This is a genomic window from Rhodococcus sp. DN22 (assembly GCF_036669995.1).
GTDB lineage: Bacteria > Actinomycetota > Actinomycetes > Mycobacteriales > Mycobacteriaceae > Rhodococcus_F > Rhodococcus_F erythropolis.
The window spans coordinates 6,407,557-6,424,800 of sequence record NZ_CP133326.1 but is presented as its reverse complement, the minus strand read 5'-3'; the positions used below and the strand labels follow the sequence as shown (position 1 = coordinate 6,424,800).

At 62.4% G+C, this 17,244-nt stretch carries 16 protein-coding genes; 7 read left to right on the top strand and 9 right to left on the bottom strand.

Annotated features, from left to right (window positions below; genetic code table 11):
* Positions 1-16: 16 nt before the first annotated feature.
* The gene (locus tag RA302_RS29660) at positions 17-2,098 is read right to left on the bottom strand and encodes a PhoX family phosphatase (RefSeq protein WP_030537659.1); all 2,082 of its coding nucleotides are present in this window, start codon (positions 2,096-2,098) and stop codon (positions 17-19) included.
* Between the two features lie 234 nt (positions 2,099-2,332).
* On the opposite strand from RA302_RS29660, the gene RA302_RS29655 reads away from it, so the two are divergent.
* The 7 genes from RA302_RS29655 to RA302_RS29625 all read left to right on the top strand — a co-directional run bounded on the left by RA302_RS29655 (position 2,333) and on the right by RA302_RS29625 (position 7,820).
* On the top strand, positions 2,333-2,569 hold the full coding sequence (locus RA302_RS29655; protein ID WP_225320212.1) for a hypothetical protein: 237 nt from the start codon (positions 2,333-2,335) through the stop codon (positions 2,567-2,569).
* Positions 2,566-3,504, top strand: coding sequence for an ABC transporter ATP-binding protein (locus RA302_RS29650; protein ID WP_030537657.1), 939 nt, complete (start codon positions 2,566-2,568; stop codon positions 3,502-3,504). The genes RA302_RS29655 and RA302_RS29650 overlap by 4 nt, the downstream gene beginning before the upstream one ends.
* Positions 3,501-4,292, top strand: a complete 792-nt coding sequence (locus tag RA302_RS29645) for an ABC transporter permease (RefSeq protein ID WP_003946064.1) — start codon at positions 3,501-3,503, stop codon at positions 4,290-4,292. Before RA302_RS29650 ends, RA302_RS29645 begins: the two co-directional genes overlap by 4 nt.
* A 21-nt stretch (positions 4,293-4,313) precedes the next feature.
* The gene (locus RA302_RS29640; RefSeq protein ID WP_007735262.1) at positions 4,314-5,456 is read left to right on the top strand and encodes a histidine kinase; all 1,143 of its coding nucleotides are present in this window, start codon (positions 4,314-4,316) and stop codon (positions 5,454-5,456) included.
* A complete protein-coding gene (locus RA302_RS29635) occupies positions 5,453-6,067 on the top strand; it encodes a response regulator transcription factor (protein ID WP_030537656.1) in 615 nt (204 codons plus the stop codon). Before RA302_RS29640 ends, RA302_RS29635 begins: the two co-directional genes overlap by 4 nt.
* A 152-nt stretch (positions 6,068-6,219) precedes the next feature.
* Entirely contained in the window at positions 6,220-6,627 is a 408-nt protein-coding gene (locus tag RA302_RS29630) for a YciI family protein (protein ID WP_003945999.1), read from the top strand.
* Between the two features lie 8 nt (positions 6,628-6,635).
* Positions 6,636-7,820 carry a DUF6596 domain-containing protein gene (locus RA302_RS29625; RefSeq protein ID WP_030537655.1) on the top strand — a complete coding sequence of 395 codons (1,185 nt, stop codon included), beginning with the start codon at positions 6,636-6,638 and terminating at the stop codon, positions 7,818-7,820.
* Here the strand turns inward: RA302_RS29625 and RA302_RS29620 are convergent.
* The 8 genes from RA302_RS29620 to RA302_RS29585 form a co-directional block, all read right to left on the bottom strand.
* Positions 7,806-8,552, bottom strand: coding sequence for an amino acid ABC transporter ATP-binding protein (locus RA302_RS29620; protein ID WP_003946070.1), 747 nt, complete (start codon positions 8,550-8,552; stop codon positions 7,806-7,808). The two genes, RA302_RS29625 and RA302_RS29620, sit on opposite strands and share 15 nt — an antisense overlap.
* Before the next feature lie 4 nt (positions 8,553-8,556).
* Complete coding sequence (locus RA302_RS29615; RefSeq protein WP_030537654.1) at positions 8,557-10,374, bottom strand: ABC transporter substrate-binding protein/permease; 1,818 nt, start codon at positions 10,372-10,374, stop codon at positions 8,557-8,559.
* Between the two features lie 151 nt (positions 10,375-10,525).
* Positions 10,526-11,440: an SMP-30/gluconolactonase/LRE family protein gene (locus RA302_RS29610; RefSeq protein ID WP_030537653.1), complete on the bottom strand. Its 915-nt coding sequence runs from the start codon at positions 11,438-11,440 to the stop codon at positions 10,526-10,528.
* Positions 11,441-11,471: 31 nt separating this feature from the next.
* Positions 11,472-12,671, bottom strand: coding sequence for a zinc metallochaperone GTPase ZigA (gene zigA, locus RA302_RS29605; RefSeq protein ID WP_007735255.1), 1,200 nt, complete (start codon positions 12,669-12,671; stop codon positions 11,472-11,474).
* 98 nt (positions 12,672-12,769) lie between these two features.
* Positions 12,770-13,408 carry a nitrile hydratase subunit beta gene (gene nthB, locus RA302_RS29600; RefSeq protein WP_030537652.1) on the bottom strand — a complete coding sequence of 213 codons (639 nt, stop codon included), beginning with the start codon at positions 13,406-13,408 and terminating at the stop codon, positions 12,770-12,772.
* A 26-nt stretch (positions 13,409-13,434) separates the two neighbouring features.
* Entirely contained in the window at positions 13,435-14,058 is a 624-nt protein-coding gene (nthA, locus tag RA302_RS29595; RefSeq protein ID WP_003946052.1) for a nitrile hydratase subunit alpha, read from the bottom strand.
* A gap of 73 nt (positions 14,059-14,131) precedes the next feature.
* A complete protein-coding gene (locus RA302_RS29590; protein WP_030537651.1) occupies positions 14,132-15,697 on the bottom strand; it encodes an amidase in 1,566 nt (521 codons plus the stop codon).
* 114 nt (positions 15,698-15,811) lie between these two features.
* The gene (locus tag RA302_RS29585) at positions 15,812-17,218 is read right to left on the bottom strand and encodes a substrate-binding protein (RefSeq protein WP_030537650.1); all 1,407 of its coding nucleotides are present in this window, start codon (positions 17,216-17,218) and stop codon (positions 15,812-15,814) included.
* Positions 17,219-17,244: the final 26 nt, after the last annotated feature.

Sequence of the window (17,244 nt, the reverse complement as noted above, 5' to 3'; positions counted from 1 at the left end):
GTCGTTTTCGTGTGTGTTACGAGCCGAGCCGAGATCCGTCCTTCTTCCAGGCTGCAACTACCGACGGGCGAGGCTGGGAAGAACCACCGTCGGGCCAATGGGATGCGGGGCTTTCGATGCTGGCGTCGTCGGTCTCGCCGGGGTGCTGGACGCAGACGATGACGCGCTTCTCGTCCACGATGGGGCCGCAGGTTTCGGCGCCGACGGGAACGGTGAGGAACTGCTTTGTCTCACCGCGGTTTTCGCCTTCGAGGACAACGCTGAACAGCCCGTCGTTGGACTTGAGTGCGTTGCCGTCGGTGGAGATCCACAGGTTTCCGTGCGGGTCGAAGGCAAGGTTGTCCGGGCATGAGATGGGGCTGACCTTGTTCTTGTCGAAACCGCCGAAGTAGGTATCGGCTGTGGCTGGATCTCCGCAGACGAGAAGGAGATTCCAGCCGAAGGTGGTGCCGGCGTGGTCGTCGGTGATTTCGAGGACCTGGCCGTTCTTGTTGTTGTTCCTCGGGTTCGCCTCGTCGGCCGCGGCGCCACCGTCGACTCCGCGCTTGGTGTTGTTGGTCAGTGCGACGTAAACCTTGCCGCTCTTCGGGTTTGCCTCGAAGTCCTCGGGGCGATCCATCTTCGTTGCCCCGACCTTGTCACCGGCCTGGCGGGTGAAGACGGCGACCTCTTCGGCGCTCATACCGTCTACCAGCGATTCGCCCTTGCCGTCTTCGCCGGTGCGCAGGATGGCTACCCACTCGCCGGTTCCGTCGAACGTGCCGTCCGACGGAAGTTTGCCGCTGCCGTCGATCTCGCCGGCGGAGTTTCCGCTGAGCTTTGCGACGTACAGTGTTCCGGCGTCGAGCAGAGTCATGTTGTGGCGCATGGCTGCTTGACTCTTGCCGTCCTGCATCTTTCGGCTGGAGACGAACTTGTACATGTAGTCGAAGCGCTCGTCGTCGCCGCTGTAGGCGACGACGGTGCCGTCCGCCGTGATGTAAATGGTGGCGGCTTCGTGCTTGAAACGTCCGAGCGCTGTGTGCTTGATCGGAGTCGACGACGGATCCCAGGGATCGATCTCGACGACGTATCCGAATCGGTTGACCTCGTTGGGTTCTGCGACCAGATCGAACCGCTTGTCGAAGCGTTCCCACTTGCGCTCGGAAGCGGCGCCGGCAAGACCGTAGCGCTTCAGTCGCGCTGCGACCGTGGGATCGGTGACACCCTCGGCGTTCGCGAAGTACTGGTTGAAGTTCTCTTCGCCGGAAAGCACTGTGCCCCAGGGGGTGACGCCGCCGGCGCAATTGTTGAGGGTGCCGAGCACTTTGGTTCCCGTGGGATCGGCACTCGTCTTGAGGAAGTCGCTACCTGCAGCGGGGCCGGTCACGACAAATTCCGTGGTTCCGGTGATGCGGCGGTTGTTCGATCCGATCTCCGGTACGAGCTTGCCGTTGTCGGATTCGCCCTTGACCTGGACGACCGACAGTCCGTGGCTGGCGAGGCCGATCTTGAACTGCTCCTCGGTCGGGTTCTCCGCATCGTAGCCGCGGAACATCGCCGGCTCGGTGGAGTATTCGTGATTGACCACGAGTAGGTAGGTGTTGGGCTGCCCGTCGACCGGGAGCAATCCGGCGAAGTCGTTGTTGAATCCGAACTGCAGTTCCTGCGCCGCCGCAGTCTGCTTGTCGAAGTCGAAAGCCGGGGCGCCGGCGAGAACGGCGTCACCCCAGCGAATCACGACGGCTTGATCGTATCCGTCAGGGACGGTGACCTTGTCTTCCTTGTTGGGCGCGACGGCGCCGAAGTTCGTCCCCGCTGGTGTCGATCCGCTGCTGCTGCCGCTCGTCGAACCGGTTCCCGGTTCCGCACTTGCGGATTCGTCCGAACACGCGACGAGGGCGCTGCCCGCTCCCACCGCGAGCACTGCCATGCCGCTGCCCCGGAGCAAGCCGCGACGACTCAGCGCTGTGCGTGCGATGTCGCGGAAGTACTCGCCGCCCGAGGTGTTGGGGACCTCGTGAGAGCACGCGTTTCCGCACTTGTACTGGCAGGTGATCGACGCGCGCGCAGACACGCCGTCGTGTTTGACGAACAAGGCCAAAGGCTTGATAGCCACCGTGAACTCCCGAGATTCGATGTACGGACTTCGGGAACCGTAGAAGCTCGAAGCAAGGGTAAAGGAACGTAAAAATGAACGGCAAAACAACGAGGTGACCCTTACCCGCGGTTTACGACGCGTCCCCGCGGGGACGTCGCATGACATTTGTCATCGCTGATCCGTGACGGTGTCACCGCAGGTGATGACGCTGTGCACTGTTTTCGGCTCTGACTTCCCGCGAAGCTTGGATGCATGAGAGAACCACATGAGGGAAGCCTCCTGACGGACCTGATGGACATCGGACCCGCACCCACGATGGGCCGCGAACTTGTTGTGATCGTCGTGAATATCGCGATCATCGGAGTGCTGTTCGTGATCATCGGCTCCAATCCCGTGTTCTGGATTCTTGTTGCCGCTCTCGCTGTCTATGCGGGTATCCGATTCGTGATCGGACTGCGCGGCTGGAACCGAGCGGAGGCGCAGCGATGAAGGGCGATCCCGTGATCGACGTAGTCGGAATGTCGCGGCGTTACGGCTCCGGTAAGGAGGCGTTCGATGCTGTTCGCAATCTGGATCTGAGTGTTCAGGAAGGCGAGCTGTTCGGCCTCCTCGGAACCAATGGTGCCGGCAAGACATCCACCCTCGAAGTGATTCAGGGTCTTTCACGAGCCAGTGCCGGAACGGTGCGCGTTCTGGGCATGGATCCGGTGCGCAACCGCAAGCAGATTCGCCCGTCGCTTGGCATCATGCTCCAGAAGGGTGGCTTGCCCCAAGACCTGACTGCTCGTGAGAGTTTGGCGATGTGGGCCGGAACCTGCTCGAATCCGCTGCCCGTGGACGAGGTGCTCGAGCGCGTGGACATGCGTGACCGTGGTGATACCCGCGTGAAGTTCCTCTCGGGAGGTGAGGCGCGGCGACTGGATCTGGCGTGCGCGATCATCGGCCGGCCACTCGTCCTGTTTCTCGACGAGCCGACTACTGGTTTGGATCCCGAAAGTCGACGTAACACTTGGCAATTGATCGCTGACTTGAAAGCGTCGGGCGTCACCATCATGTTGACGACGCATTACCTGGACGAAGCCGAGTCCCTGTGCGACCAGTTGGCGATCATGCACCGAGGATCGGTGGTGCGCAGCGGAACCGTGGCGGACGTCGTCGCGGATCATCCTGCCCAGATCAAACTGCACCGTCCCGGTCTTCCGCTCCCGGCCCTGGCCGGCGTCGAGGTACGCGTCGAAAACGATCTGGTGGTGATCACCACTCGCACAGTGCAGGAGACGCTGACGGAACTGCTGCTGTGGGCACAGCACAACAACATCCTGCTGACCGGCCTGGATGCCCGCGCGGCATCCCTGGAGACCGTATTCCTCTCCATTGCAGACCAATTCGATCATCACGCAACTCTCGAAGGAGCGTCGGCATGAACCGCATAGCAACCCTGTCTCGTTCGGAGTTCACGCTCCTGGGACGAAATCGACTGTTGCTCTTCAACGCAATCGTCCTCCCGTTGATCTTTCCCGTGGGGATGCTGTACCTGTCGCGCGATGGCGGGTTGTCCGACAAGTCGGTGTCGGCAGGCCTCGAGGTGTTTGCACTCTTCCTGCTCGTGTTCGTGGTCTTCTACAACCTCCTGTCGGTGTACGCGACGCGTCGTGACGAGTTGGTTCTCAAGCGACTACGGACAGGGGAATGCAGCGACGCCGAGATCCTCGCGGGCCCGGCAGTGCCGTCGTGGGTTCTCACCGGCCTGTTGACGGTGGTGATCGGAATCGCCGTGATGGTTCTGGGCGGTAGTGCTCCGGTCAATCCGGTCCTGGTGCTGGTCGCGGTGATCGGCGGCGCCGCGCTCTTCACGGCGCTGGCGTTGATCACTTCGGCTGTCACGCGAAATGCAGAGGCGGCGCAGATCACCTGCATGCCGATTCTGATTCTGGCGACGGCAGGTATGTCCTCGATCAGGAATGTCGTGCCGGACAACGTTGCTCGCATTCTCGATTTCACTCCGCTGGCCGCAGTAGTGGACCTTCTCAATCTCGGATGGCTGGGGCGGACCACTGGCGAACTGGCTGATCTGGGCGATGCGCCCGGTGCGGCAGCGGGATTTGTCGACACCTTCGGTTCGGCTGCGCAACCGCTGTTGGTCATGCTGGCGTGGATCGTCGGTTCGGTTCTGATCGCGAACGTCCACTTCCGCTGGGAACCGCGTTCGTAGAACTCTGAGAAGGTAGTGGGCATGATCGCGCAGAACTTCGGACGCTGGAATCCGAGACGGACGTGGCGAACCGCGTCGAACGTCGACAAGGTTCGCCTCTACACGCGGCAATCGTTCATCATGGTCGCAGTGGTTTTCGGTGGCTTCGGTGCGGTCACCGAGATAGTTGCGGATCGGTACCTGTCGGGTGTCTTCCTCGGAATCAGTGCCGTTGCGTGCGTCATCGCCGTGTCTCGGATGCCTGATCTGGGCGGAGTCGTGGCCAAGCCCGTCCAGATTCCTCTTGCCGTTATGACGTTGTCGGCGTTCTGCTCGGCGGGAATTGCCTTGGGAAGCAATGGCGAGAACGGCCCGTACTTCTGGCTGGCGGCAATCCTTGTCGTGCCCCTTGCGGGGTTGACGTCGTTGCGCTGGCTGATCGTGGGCTCGGTGGCCGCCGGGGTTGTACTGGGACTGCTTGCGGGTCCGGAAAGCGGCGTGTCTGTCGGAATCGTCGCCGCCTTCATGGGGCTGACCGTCTACATGTCGGTGTGGCTGCTGCGGATGGTCACCGAATTGGACGAGGCACGCGGAGCCGCTGCCGCTCTGTCCGTCGCCGAGGAACGGTTGCGATTTTCACGCGACCTCCATGACGTCGTCGGGCGGGCACTGTCTGCAATTGCGGTGAAAAGTGAACTTGCAGCTACTCTTTCACGACGCGGCGACGATCGTGCCGCCGCGCAGATGGACGAAGTACGCGAACTTGCGCAAGATTCACTCGACGAAGCGCGCGAGTTGGTTCGGGGATACCGGTCCATCGCCTTGGCGTCCGAGCTGGCCGGTGCGCAGTCTCTGCTCGAGGCCGCCGGAATCTCCACCGCGATACGTGGATCGGCAGATCAGCTGCCGGTGGAACTGGCCGAAGCTGCCGCCTGGGTCGTCCGTGAAGGCGTCACCAACATTCTCCGGCACTCCAGTGCCGAGAATTGCAGCATCGAAGTGTTCGCGGACGGCGTCGTGATCGCCAACGACGGCGCACGGATCGCAGAGCCGAACAACGGAACCGGCCTGAACGGATTGCGCGAGCGCGTCGGCGCCGTCGGAGGAATTGTCGAAACCGTGCAGGACGAAGATCGCTTCACCCTCACCGCCCACTTTCCGTCCCGAACGAAGGAGTCTCGGTGACCGAGCCGATCAAGGTTTTGCTGGCCGACGACGAGAACCTGATCCGCTCGGCTCTGGCCATGATGTTGTCGCTCGAGGACGACATCGATGTCGTCGCGGAAGCCGAATCCGGCGAGGATGCCGTGGTCGCTGCTGCAAAACATCAACCTGATGTAGCCGTGCTCGACCTTCAAATGGCAGGTATCGACGGCATCGAGACGGCGCAACAGATTGCGCAGACGGTCTCGGGGTGCGTCTCGATCATCGTGACGAGCCACGGGCGTCCCGGGTATCTGAAGAAGGCACTGTCAGCAGGCGTCCGAGGATTTCTGCCGAAGACGACGCCTGCGGCGACGCTCGCCGAGGTGGTCCGCAGCGTCCACGCGGGCGGGCGGTACGTCGATCCGTCGTTGGCTGCCGAGGCAATCGGCGCCGGCGACTCACCGCTTACTCCGCGCGAAGCGGACGTACTCGAGTACGCGGCCGACGGAGCATCCATCGAGCAGATCGCTTCCCGGGCACACCTCTCGGCAGGAACCACCCGGAACTATTTGTCGTCAGCTGTCACCAAACTCGGTGCAGCCAATCGGCACGAAGCTGCAGTGATCGCCCGCCGGCAGGGGTGGATTTAGGGCCTTCGGCCCCGTGCGCCTTTCTGGTTGCGGGCACTACCAAAAAGGCGCACAGGGCCGAAGGCCCCGCGATGTCGAGAATCCCCGACTTGCTTCGTCCCGGTAGTGAAGTGCGACCAGAATGGGTGGCACCGACACAGAGGAGATTCACGATGGCCAAGTACTTGCTGCTCAAGCACTACCGCGGCGCTCCGGCTGCAGTCAACGACGTGCCGATGGACCAGTGGACGCCGGACGAGATCACTGCCCACGTGAAGTACATGCAGGACTTCGCGGATCGGCTCGAGAAGGCGGGCGAGTTCGTCGACGGTCAGGCTCTCGCTCCTGAGGGCACCTTTGTCCGGTACGACGGTGAGGGTCGCCCGCCGGTCACCGACGGTCCGTTCGCGGAAACCAAGGACCTCATTGCCGGCTGGATGGTGATCGACGTCGACAACTACGACCGTGCCGTCCAATTGGCCGGCGAGCTCTCGGCCGCGCCCGGCGCAGGCGGGAAGCCGATTCACGAATGGCTCGAACTGCGCCCGTTCCTGACCGAGCCGCCGACCATCACGGACTGAAACCTGTCATGGACGACGCCCTGCTTCGGAGTCTGACTCCGAGCGTGCTCGGCATCCTCGTCCGCCGCGGAGCAGATTTCGCGTCGGCCGAGGACGCCGTGCAGGACGCTCTGCTCGAGGCGGTCAGGGTCTGGCCGGACAACCCGCCGCGGGACCCGAAGGGCTGGCTGGTCACGGTGGCCTGGCGGCGGTTCCTCGACGGGATCCGGTCGGATGCGGCTCGCCGTAAGCGGGAGTTTCTGGCTGACGAGCAGCCAGGCGAGCGGCCGGTCAGCGGGTCGGTGCCGGGCGTGGACGACACACTCCAGCTCTACTTTTTGTGCGCGCACCCGTCGTTGACGCCGTCGTCCGCCGTCGCACTCACGCTGCGCGCTGTCGGCGGGCTGACCACCCGCCAGATTGCGCAGGCCTACCTGGTGCCCGAGGCGACTATGGCTCAGCGCATCAGCCGAGCCAAGCGCACGGTCTCCGGCGTCCGGTTCGAGCAACCCGGCGATGTCGCCACCGTCCTGCGTGTCCTTTATCTGGTCTTCAACGAGGGGTACTCCGGCGACGTCGACCTGGCTGCCGAGGCCATCCGGCTCACCCGGCAGTTGGCGGCCGCGATCGATCACCCCGAAGTCGCAGGGTTGCTCGCACTGATGCTGCTCCATCACGCTCGTCGAGCCGCGCGAACTGCCGCGGACGGCAGTCTGGTTCCGCTAGCCGAGCAGGATCGCAGCCGGTGGGACACCGATTCGATTGCCGAAGGAGTCGCAATCCTCCAGTCAGCTCTCGCCCGCGACCGGCTCGGTGAGTTCCAGGCCCAGGCCGCCATTGCTGCACTCCATGCCGACGCTCTCACAGCAGACGAGACCGACTGGGTGCAGATCGTGGAGTGGTACGACGAACTCGCAGCCTTGACCGACAGCCCGATCGTCCGGCTCAACCGAGCGGTGGCGGTCGGCGAGGCGGACGGGCCACGCGCCGGCTTGGCAGCTCTTGCAGCGCTCGACGATTCACTTCCACGCCATGCCGCAGTCGAGGCCTATCTCCGTGAACGCGACGGAGACCTGGAGACGGCGGCGAGGTTGTATGCCGATGCAGCGCACAAGGCATCCAACCTCGCCGAACGCGACCATCTGATGCTTCAGGCGTCCAGGATCAACGCCCGTCGATCTCCTGCAAGCGCCCCTGACTCAGAGAACCTGTGAGAGGAACGCTTGCAGTCGATCTGTTTCGGGATCGTCGAAAAGCTGTTCCGGAGTACCGGTTTCGACAACGGCGCCGCGATCCATGAACAGCACCTTGTCGGAAACGGAACGCGCGAAACCCATTTCGTGCGTCACGACGACCATGGTCATGCCGGACTTCGCGAGATCGGCCATCAATGCCAGAACACCCTTGACCAGTTCGGGGTCGAGAGCTGACGTCGCCTCGTCGAAGAACATGACCTCGGGCTTCATCGCCAGGGCGCGGGCAATGGCGACGCGCTGCTGCTGACCGCCGGAAAGGTTGCCGGGCCGCGAGTCGGCCTTCTCCCTGAGCCCCACCAGATCCAGCTGCTCGAGCGCGAGCGCCCGAGCTTGTTCCTTCGACAAACCCTTGAGCTTGTTCGGCCCGAGTGCGATGTTCTCCGCGACGGTCTTGTGCGGGAACAGGTTGAAGTGCTGGAACACCATGCCTATTCGCTGGCGAAGCTCGTCGGGGTTGTCCTTCAGGACGGACTTCCCGTCGAGCAGCACGTCACCCTGCTCGGGCTCGTGCAGACGGTTCAGCACGCGCAGGAGCGTCGACTTGCCCGAACCGGAGGGCCCGATGACGGTGACGGTGTTTCCGGCGTCGACGTGCAGGTTGACGCCGCGAAGCACCTTGTTGGTACCGAAGGACAGATGCAGGTCCTTGCCGGTGAGCGATACGGACTTCAGTTCAGAGCTGGTGGTCATGTCCTCAGCCCCTTTCCACGACGATGGCCTGCTCGAGCGGATCCAACGTGCCTGAAGTGTCGGCGCGTCCGGTCCGGAGTCGGTTGTCGATGTAGTTGACGAGGTGCGTCAGCGGGATGGTCAGAGCAAGGTAGAACAAGCCTGCCGCAACGAGCGGGGACAGGCTGCCGGTCTGGGCGTTGAGATCACGTCCGACGGCAAAGAGTTCCCGCTGGGTGACGAGCAGACCGAGGAAGTAGATCAGCGACGAGTCCTTGATCAGCGAGATGAACTGGTTCATCAACGCCGGCAGAACGCGTCGTACACCCTGCGGGATGACGACCAGCGACATGGACTTTCGGTAGCTGAAACCGAGGGCACGTGAAGCCTCGAGCTGCCCGGACTCGACGCTCTGGATTCCGGATCTGAAGATCTCACCGATGTATGCCGACGCGAGCAGTGACAGCGCCGCGACACCGAGCCAGTACGGATTGCTACCGGTGATTCCCTTGACGATCGGTCCGACGCCGAGCCCGATGATCAAGATGATGACGACTGCGGGCAGGCCACGGAAGATATCGGTGTAGACGCGGGCCGGCCAGCGCAGCCAACGGGTGCGCGAGATACCGGCGACAGCGAGCAGCATGCCGAGGATCGTGCCGATGATGCCGGACGCGAGCGCAAGGATCAGGGTGTTGGGAAGACCGGTCTTGAGGAGATCGGGGAATGCCTTCTTGTACAGATCCCAGTCGAAGAACGTGTCCTTGAGCTGTTCGAGCGTCGACTTCGGTTGGTACGACGCGGTATCGCCACCGTCGCCGTTCGCTGCGTTTTCCGCGGCAATGGCTGCGAAGTCGGGCAGTTCCGGAGTGGCCGCGGCCTTGGATCCGGGCTTCCAGCCTTCAGGGAGTTGGCGCGGTACCCAGTCGGCGTACAGCTGAGACCAGGTCCCGTCGTCGATGACTGCGTCGAGGCCGGAGTTGAGGGCGTCGATCAGCGGCTGGTTTTCCTTGTTCACCGCCCAGCCGACGAAGTTGTTGACCGAGAAGGTGTTCTGGATGATCGAGGTCGGATCACCGGGAGCGATTGCACCTTCGGCCTGCTGAGACGGAGCTACCCAGGCGTCGATCTGTCCGGACTTGAGGTTCGCGTACGCCGTGGCGTAGTCGGGAAACTTCACGGGATCGAGCTTGAGCGTGTTCACGACGTAGTCGTCCTGCACGGTTCCCTGCACGACGCCGATGCGCTTGGAGGCATCCAGGTCTCCGAAGCCGGTGATCGGGCTGCCGTTAGGCACGACGAGGGAGAAGTATCCGAAGTCGTAACCGTTGGTGAAGCCGACGGTGTTGCGACGGTCGTCCGTGGTGGTGATGGACGACGAACCGACGTCGAAGCGTCGACCGGCAACCTGGGCGAGAAGCCCGGCGAACTCGGTGCCGACGAACTCGACCTTCAGGCCCAGCTTGTCCGCGACGGCCTTCAGCAGCTCGTTGTCGTATCCGGTGTACTGATTCTCGGAGTTGACGCAGATGCTCGGGGGCGCGTCACCGAGCGTGCCGACCGTGATGACCCCGGGTTTGATCAGATTCAGCTTCGAGGTGTCGATCTGATCGGCAGGGGTGACGGTGGCCGTGGTGTAGCGGTCTTCGGCGCCCGCACCCGCTGCCGCGTCCAGATTGGTGGGCGCCGCGGTTGCAGCTCCCACTCCTGGAGGTGCACACAGGTCTGTGGGGGCTGCCGACGAATCCGAGCCACTCGAGCACGATGACAGAGTCAGCGCCAGGAGGGCAGTGAGGAGCAGTGCCACCACCAGGCGGATCTTCGCTGCGACGGAAGAAAACATGCGTGCAGCGTAAACCTAAGGGTAGCCATTTCTCCGTGTAGAACTGTTGACAGTTTTCGGACAAGGGGCCGTTGCGCTGCGGGCATGCCTTCAAATCAGCGTGATTTTAAGTATCGCCAGGTCGGGGAATCTCGTGCCGAAGAGATCGGCGTCAGCGGACGGGTGCGAGTTCGACGCCCGACGGAGGTACCAGGCGACGCAGCGTTCCGTCGAAGCCGGTGACGTAGAGCGCCCAGCCGTCGCCGTCCTGTCCTATACGCACTGAACTCGGCCCGTTCCACCCATTCGACAGACCCGAAGCGACGACGCAGGAAGTGCCGGTTTCAGGGTGTACGCGATAGATCGAGCCTTCGACGTGAGCAGCGGCGTAGAGCATTCCATCCTGCGACATGGTCAGATCGTCGAGTCCGGGTATCAGGCTCGGGACCGTCGCTACAACTGTCCACGCGTCAGGGGTATCCAAGGGCACTCGAATGATCTGACCGGTGAACAGGTCATCGGTGTACACGGCTCGATGATCCGGACTGAGCGCGAGTCCCTCCGAACGCGGCACTGTCGACCAATTGGGAACGACGGCTCCGGAGTCGTGCAGATAGCGCGAGACGCCCTTTGGCGGACCTCCTTCTGTTCCGACCCACGTGGTCAGCAGATCGCCGTCGGGAAGCCGGAGCAGGCCGTTGCCCGCGAAGTCGACGGGTGCGGACAGCTGATCCGTCGAGGTGTCCAGGTGCCACAGCTTGCCGTCCTGTCTGGTGAGGAAGGACAGCCTCGAACCGTCGAGTTGCAAACCGCCAGGGGCAGCCATGTCGTCGAGGACAGTTCGTACCTGTCCTGCGGCGTCGACGTGATAGATCTTCGACTCGCCGGAGAGGTAGAACCCGCCGTTGTCATCGGGCTCGAGGTTTTCGAGCTGTTCCAACCCTTGCGCTACGGTTTCGACCCGCCACTCGCCGCACATCGGCGCGACTGTCCAGGTGGCCCCCGCCGGCGTCACCGCGGCCACGGTCCCGGCTGCGATCGCCGCGACGATCAACAACGCCCGAGTTCGGTTGCGTGATACCCCCATTGCGCACAACTTACGGCAAACCGGACCAATATCAAACGGTCTGGTCGGTATAGCCGACGCCCAGGGGGTCGCTCCAGGTGGTCCAGACGTCTGGCCCGAGTTCGATCTCGGCTGTGGTGAGTAGACACGCGTCGAGTTCTCGGTGCAGTCGAGACGGGTCGATGGCTTGGCCGATGAAGACGAGTTCTTGTCGGCAGTCTCCGACGGGTTCTTCCCACTTGTCGAGGATTCCGTCACGACGGTAATCGTCGGCCGGCCACTCGTCACGGGGTAGAAACTTCCACCAACGGCCGACGTATCCGTGGCGAATGAGATGACCGGCCTGAGAAATACTCCCGATCTCGGTGAACCGGCCGGCATTCCAGTAGTAGCCCTTGGCCCGAAGTAACTTTCCGTTGGTCCACTCGCTGCTGAGGAAATCATGCAGCCGTTGGGGGTGGAAGGGTGCGCGCTCGCGGTACACCACCGAACTGATTCCGTACTCTTCGGTTTCGGGGATGTGTTCACCTTGGAGTTCTTGTAACCATCCGGGGGCCTGTGCAGCCTTTTCGAGCGAGAACAAACCGGTGTCGAGAATCGTGTCGAGTGGGATGCGACCGAGCGTCATCGGAACTATCGCAGCGGATGCGTTCAAAGAGCGCAGGACTGCGGTCAATTCGACCAGGTGCTGGTGCGAGACGAGATCGGCCTTGCTCACCAGGATGACGTCGGCAAATTCGATCTGATCGACAAGCAGATCCGCGATGTCTCGTGCGTCTTCCGGGGCATCGGCTTCGACGCGGCCCCCAGCCGTGTAGTCGCGCAGAAAACTGTGGCCGTCGACGACGGTGACCATGGTGTCGAGTCGGGCGACGTCGGCGAGGGCGTGGCCGTCGGTATCGATGAATGTGAACGTCTCTGCGACGGGAAGCGGTTCGGAGATGCCCGAAGATTCGATGAGTAGGTAGTCGAATCGGCCATCGGCGGCCAAGGCACTGATCTCGGAAAGAAGATCCTCTCGCAGAGTGCAGCAGATGCAGCCGTTGGTCATCTCGACCAGTTTCTCCTCGGAGCGACTGAGCGAGATCTCACGCTCGACTTCTGCACTGTCGATGTTGATTTCGCTCATGTCGTTGACGATCACCGCGACCCGCCGACCCTCTCGATTTCGCAGGATCTCGTTGAGTAGTGTCGTCTTCCCGGCGCCCAGGAAACCTGACAGCACCGTGACCGGAAGTCGTGTGTCGACCATGATTTCCAGTGTCCTTCCGAATGAGAGAATTGCTGTGATCAGGCGGCGGTCACGCGAAACGCTGTGATCGCGTGACCGCCGCCCGGAATGTTGGACGATCAGGCCGCAGGCTCGAGGTAACCCTCGAAAAGGTCGACTACGACGCTGCCGCCGTCGGTGTCGCTACCGAACAATTCCTCGGCGTCGAACTTCACGTGGTACGTCGGTTCTTCGCCGGCGTCGTTGCGCCCGTGGCCGATTGCGTCGGGAAATGGCCACTTCTCGGTAGTCCGATGAGAGATGGTTCCCACTCGTCCGCGGCAGTACGCAGGCATTCGAATATGCCCCGGAACGTACTCGTCGCGCACGCGTACTCGCTGACCGACTTCGAAGGTGGTCGTCTCGACGGGTGCCGGACGCCCTTCGGATTCGCTGGGCCGCGACAGTGGGAACGGTCCCCCTGCAAGGCTTTCGAGTTCTTCCTGCGTCAGGATTCCCTTTTCGACCATCAGTGTCGCGACGCCGATGACGTACCTCTCGTAGTACGGGGTCATCATGTAGTGGCGTGGTTCCATCCGCTCGACGACGTATCGAACTTCGTCGACGCTGAATGCCCCGAGTTCGGCGACACCGGCGAACATCAGGCTGTACGGCAGGTGTTCCCACTCGGCGTGGAAGGTGGGGCCGATGTCGGCGTTGACGGTATGCGGGACTTTGCCGAAGCCTTGAACTCCGGCAAGATCGTGTACTCCATCCATGGTGTGCTTCTTTCTTGTCGGGGTGATCAGACGGTGGGGACCTGCGGGACTGCGACGCCGATCAGGCAGTCCTTGGTGACGATTTCCTGCAGTTGTTCCTGGCTCCAGCCTTCGGTGCCTGCGGGACGTTGCGGGAGAACCATGTAGCGAGTTTCGGCGGTGGTGTCGTAGACGCGGATCTCGACGTCCGACGCGATCTCGGTTCCCATCTCGGAGAGAACCTTCCGTGGCTCACGCACCACTCGCGCACGGTATTCGAAACTCTTGTACCAGGTAGGGGGCAGGCCGAGAATGGGCCACGCGGTGCATGAACACAGCGAGCACACGATCACGTTCTTGAGGGTCGGGGTGTCTTCGACTGCCACGATGTATTCGCCCTGGGGGCCCAGATATCCGTACTGGGCAACCGCGGCGGTACCGTCGGTGAGAAGCAGTTGCCGGAAATCGGGGTCGGTCCAAGCCCGCGCGACCAATTCCGCTCCGCGCCTTGGACTGAAGTCCTCCTCGAAGGTTTTCTTCCATCCTTCGACGTAACCGTCGGGTACCAATCCCTTACCGTCGAGTGCGCGGAACAGGGCCCACGCGCGATCGGAGACCGGCGCCTGGGCCGGTGCGGCGTTCTCCGTTGTGTGGTCGATCGTTACTGACATCTGGTTCACCTTTTCTATGCGGGCTGATCATGTGTGAATCGGTGGAATTTGTTGTGCAAGTGCGGATACAGAACTAGGTGAGGCTGAGTTGTGGTGCAGAGTCGGAGATGTGGTCGGCAGGCGTCGGAAACGCGCCGCGAAGCTTTTCGAATGCGCGCCCGACCCGGAGGACCGTCGCATCGTCGAAGGTCTTGCCGGTGATCATCATTCCGACCGGAAGCCCGTTCACCAGGCCGGCGGGAACGGACAGGGACGGATGTCCGGTCACGTCGAATGGTGCTGTGTTGGCGATCATCCCGAGAGCTTTCGTGATGAAGGTTGCACGATCCACGTCGTTCGCCGGCAATTCGGATGCGACGTAGGGCAGTGTGGGCATCACCAGGACGTCGAATTGTCTCAAGGCAGTGTCGTAGGCGGCGCGGGCGAGCGGTACGAGGTTCCGGGCTTTGCCGTAGCTCGCGCCGCCGAGGGTGGTGATGCCGTGGTGGCCGGTCAGAGCCACCAGTTTGACGGTTTCGGACAGAGCGTCGGCGTGCTGAAGGCGTCGAGAAGCAAAGTGTGCCATCAGTTCCGGATCGTACAAACCTTCGGCGTTCATGCCGTATCCGTTGCCGTCCAACATCTGGTAGGCACCACCGTCCGTGGCGATCACGTTCCAGATGTGGAAAGCATGTAGGTGCCACGGGATGTTTACTTCCTCTACCGTGCAACCGATTTCGGCCAGACTGTGTGCCGCTGCGCGGACTGCGTCGTCGACCTCGGGCTGTGAGACCGCGTGCCCGAAACCTTCTCGAACGATCCCGATTCGCAGACCATCCACATCGGAGTCGAGGGTGGACAGATAGTCACCTGCTTCGACGCTGTCGGCTTGGCGTGGGTCGTTACCGTCGCGACCGGCGATGACCGAGAGCATCAGTGCGGCATCGTGGACCGTGCGTGTGATCGGGCCGAGATGGTCGATTGTTCGCTCGATGGGGAATGCACCGGTATACGGGACGAGCCCGAACGTCGGCTTGTGTCCGACGACGCCGCAGAATGCCGCCGGGATCCGGATCGATCCACCCTGATCCCCGCCGATGGCAAAATCGACGTCACCGTTTGCGACGAGAGCCGCACTGCCACCGGATGATCCACCTGCTTCACGCTGTGGGTCCCATGGATTGCGGACCGGTCCGCTTGCCGGTGTGAAGCTCGAACCGGAGAAACACAGGTCCTCACACACAGCTTTGCCCGCGACGGTTGCACCGGCCGCCAGTAGTCGAGTGACCACAGTCGCGTCGCGAGACGGAGTGAACCCCTCTACTGTCCGAGACCCGTTCATCATCGGAACTCCGGCCACGGTCACGTTGTCCTTGATCGCCACGCGTCGGCCGGTCAGGACGCCGTCCGACGTCGGCGGGATGCTTGTGGTCACATACCAAGCGCTCAAAGGATTTTCGCTCGCTGTTGGCACCGTGTGCTCACGTGACGTGGTCGGCGGGGTTGCCTCGTCGGCGTACAACTGGTCGACGACGTCGTAGGAGCCCAGTGCTCCGTCGATCAGTGCCGGCCACTCGAGCCGGGCTGACTGGTCGAGAGTGATGCCGTAATGCCTTGCGGCGGTGTCTATTGCATTGTCGTCAGGTCGGATTGTCGCCATGAGAAGTGTGCTCCTGATGTGATCGGCTTCACTTGTCTTTCAGACTAGGGCCGGATCCATAATTGCGTCAATAGGTATCGACATATTGACTCGTTAAGTTCGGGTTACGCGCGCTCAGAGAGAGCGGGGGTACAGGCGCCCACGGCGTGATTCAGCGAGCAGAATCGGTCGATGCAGTGGAACGCCGTTGTTCGTAGAGCTTTTCGACGTCGTGACAAGCTGCCGAAGTACTGTTTCCGGATCGCCTGCCGACGTTCGTTCGACTGCGCGTGCGTAAGCGACGATCGCTTCGTATGTTGTCTCCGACAGGGAACTGAGCGGAGGCAGGAGTTCGTTCGAGCTCGCGCTGTATCGCTTTTCGAGGTCGTGATCGCCGGCTGCGGATTGAAAGTAGCCGAATGCCGCCCAGACTCCGTCGGCATCGGAATTGCCGATGAGCTGCTGAGTGGCCTCGTCGAGGACCAATGCAAACGTCCGCGTGGTGGCCCGCAGTCCGTGCTGGGCGCATTGTCGTTCGAAGAAGACCTCGTCATGGCCCACCAGGGTGGAAAGAATCAGTTCGGCCCCGGAGTCGGCTATCGACTCGATGATGCGTGAGAAGTCGGTTGTCCCCAACGGTACGTAGACTTCGCCGGCCACCGAACCTGTGGATTCGGCGATCACACGCCGGGCCGCCCAATGCGCTCCGAACGACCACGAATACTGCTGGCCGACCAGGAACCAAGTGCGAGAACCGGTCTCGGACATCATTGCGGGTATACCCGCTCGCGTCTGGTCGAGTGGTCGCTCACCCAATCGAAGGACTCCCGGACGCGATCGACCTCCCTCGTTGAGAACTGTGTGCACCAACAGCACACCGGTGTTCTGCAATGCAGATGCAGCGGCATTGAAGGTCGACGATGTCACGCACGCGAAAACGGCGCGACATCCGCTTTTCACCAATCGCAGTGCGGTCGCCGCTCCGGCCGCCGAGTCGGAAGCGTCATCGCCGATCACCAAGTCGACGAGAACGCCGCCGATGCCGCCGTCGGCATTGATTTCTTCCACGGCCAGGGATGCGAGTGTTTCTGTCGCCTGGGCGAATACAGCTGCCGGGCCGGATTTGCTGACCAGCAGCCCGATCCGATGTCGGTCGGAACGCGGAGGTTCGGGTGGAGCGAATCCGCGCTTGTTGGCAAGCCAGGAAATGCCGTCCTGATCGAGGCTGGACTCGAGAACGATCCGGGTCCCGGCGCCGTCGGGAAAGAACCGGATCGTCAGGCGGCCGCGCCACGGTTGGTGGTGCACGATCACGACCGATCGGCCCCGCTTCACGCCGGCGACGTATCCCAACAGCGTGATCGGCATTCCGGCTGGCTCTGCGCGTGCGCCGTCGCCGACGGGAAGGGAGATGGCGGCAGCGGCCCCGACCGTCAGTTGCTCACATTCGAGTTCGAGCAGTTGCCCCGTTTCGAGGCGCTCGAAGGCTGACCCTGGTGGGTCGGTCGTCACGATCTGTGCCGTTACAGAGAGACCTGGCACGTTCTACTTCCTGCCTGAAATAGGTG

Coding starts and splice junctions, on each gene's coding strand:
- RA302_RS29615 (WP_030537654.1), bottom strand. CDS start 10,374: ATGTTTTCTTCCGTCGCAGCGAAGATCCGCCTGGTGGTGGCACTGCTC.
- nthB (WP_030537652.1), bottom strand. CDS start 13,408: ATGGATGGAGTACACGATCTTGCCGGAGTTCAAGGCTTCGGCAAAGTC.
- RA302_RS29645 (WP_003946064.1), top strand. CDS start 3,501: ATGAACCGCATAGCAACCCTGTCTCGTTCGGAGTTCACGCTCCTGGGA.
- RA302_RS29620 (WP_003946070.1), bottom strand. CDS start 8,552: ATGACCACCAGCTCTGAACTGAAGTCCGTATCGCTCACCGGCAAGGAC.
- RA302_RS29610 (WP_030537653.1), bottom strand. CDS start 11,440: ATGGGGGTATCACGCAACCGAACTCGGGCGTTGTTGATCGTCGCGGCG.
- RA302_RS29625 (WP_030537655.1), top strand. CDS start 6,636: ATGGACGACGCCCTGCTTCGGAGTCTGACTCCGAGCGTGCTCGGCATC.
- RA302_RS29640 (WP_007735262.1), top strand. CDS start 4,314: ATGATCGCGCAGAACTTCGGACGCTGGAATCCGAGACGGACGTGGCGA.
- RA302_RS29630 (WP_003945999.1), top strand. CDS start 6,220: ATGGCCAAGTACTTGCTGCTCAAGCACTACCGCGGCGCTCCGGCTGCA.
- nthA (WP_003946052.1), bottom strand. CDS start 14,058: ATGTCAGTAACGATCGACCACACAACGGAGAACGCCGCACCGGCCCAG.
- RA302_RS29655 (WP_225320212.1), top strand. CDS start 2,333: ATGAGAGAACCACATGAGGGAAGCCTCCTGACGGACCTGATGGACATC.
- RA302_RS29650 (WP_030537657.1), top strand. CDS start 2,566: ATGAAGGGCGATCCCGTGATCGACGTAGTCGGAATGTCGCGGCGTTAC.
- RA302_RS29590 (WP_030537651.1), bottom strand. CDS start 15,697: ATGGCGACAATCCGACCTGACGACAATGCAATAGACACCGCCGCAAGG.
- zigA (WP_007735255.1), bottom strand. CDS start 12,671: ATGGTCGACACACGACTTCCGGTCACGGTGCTGTCAGGTTTCCTGGGC.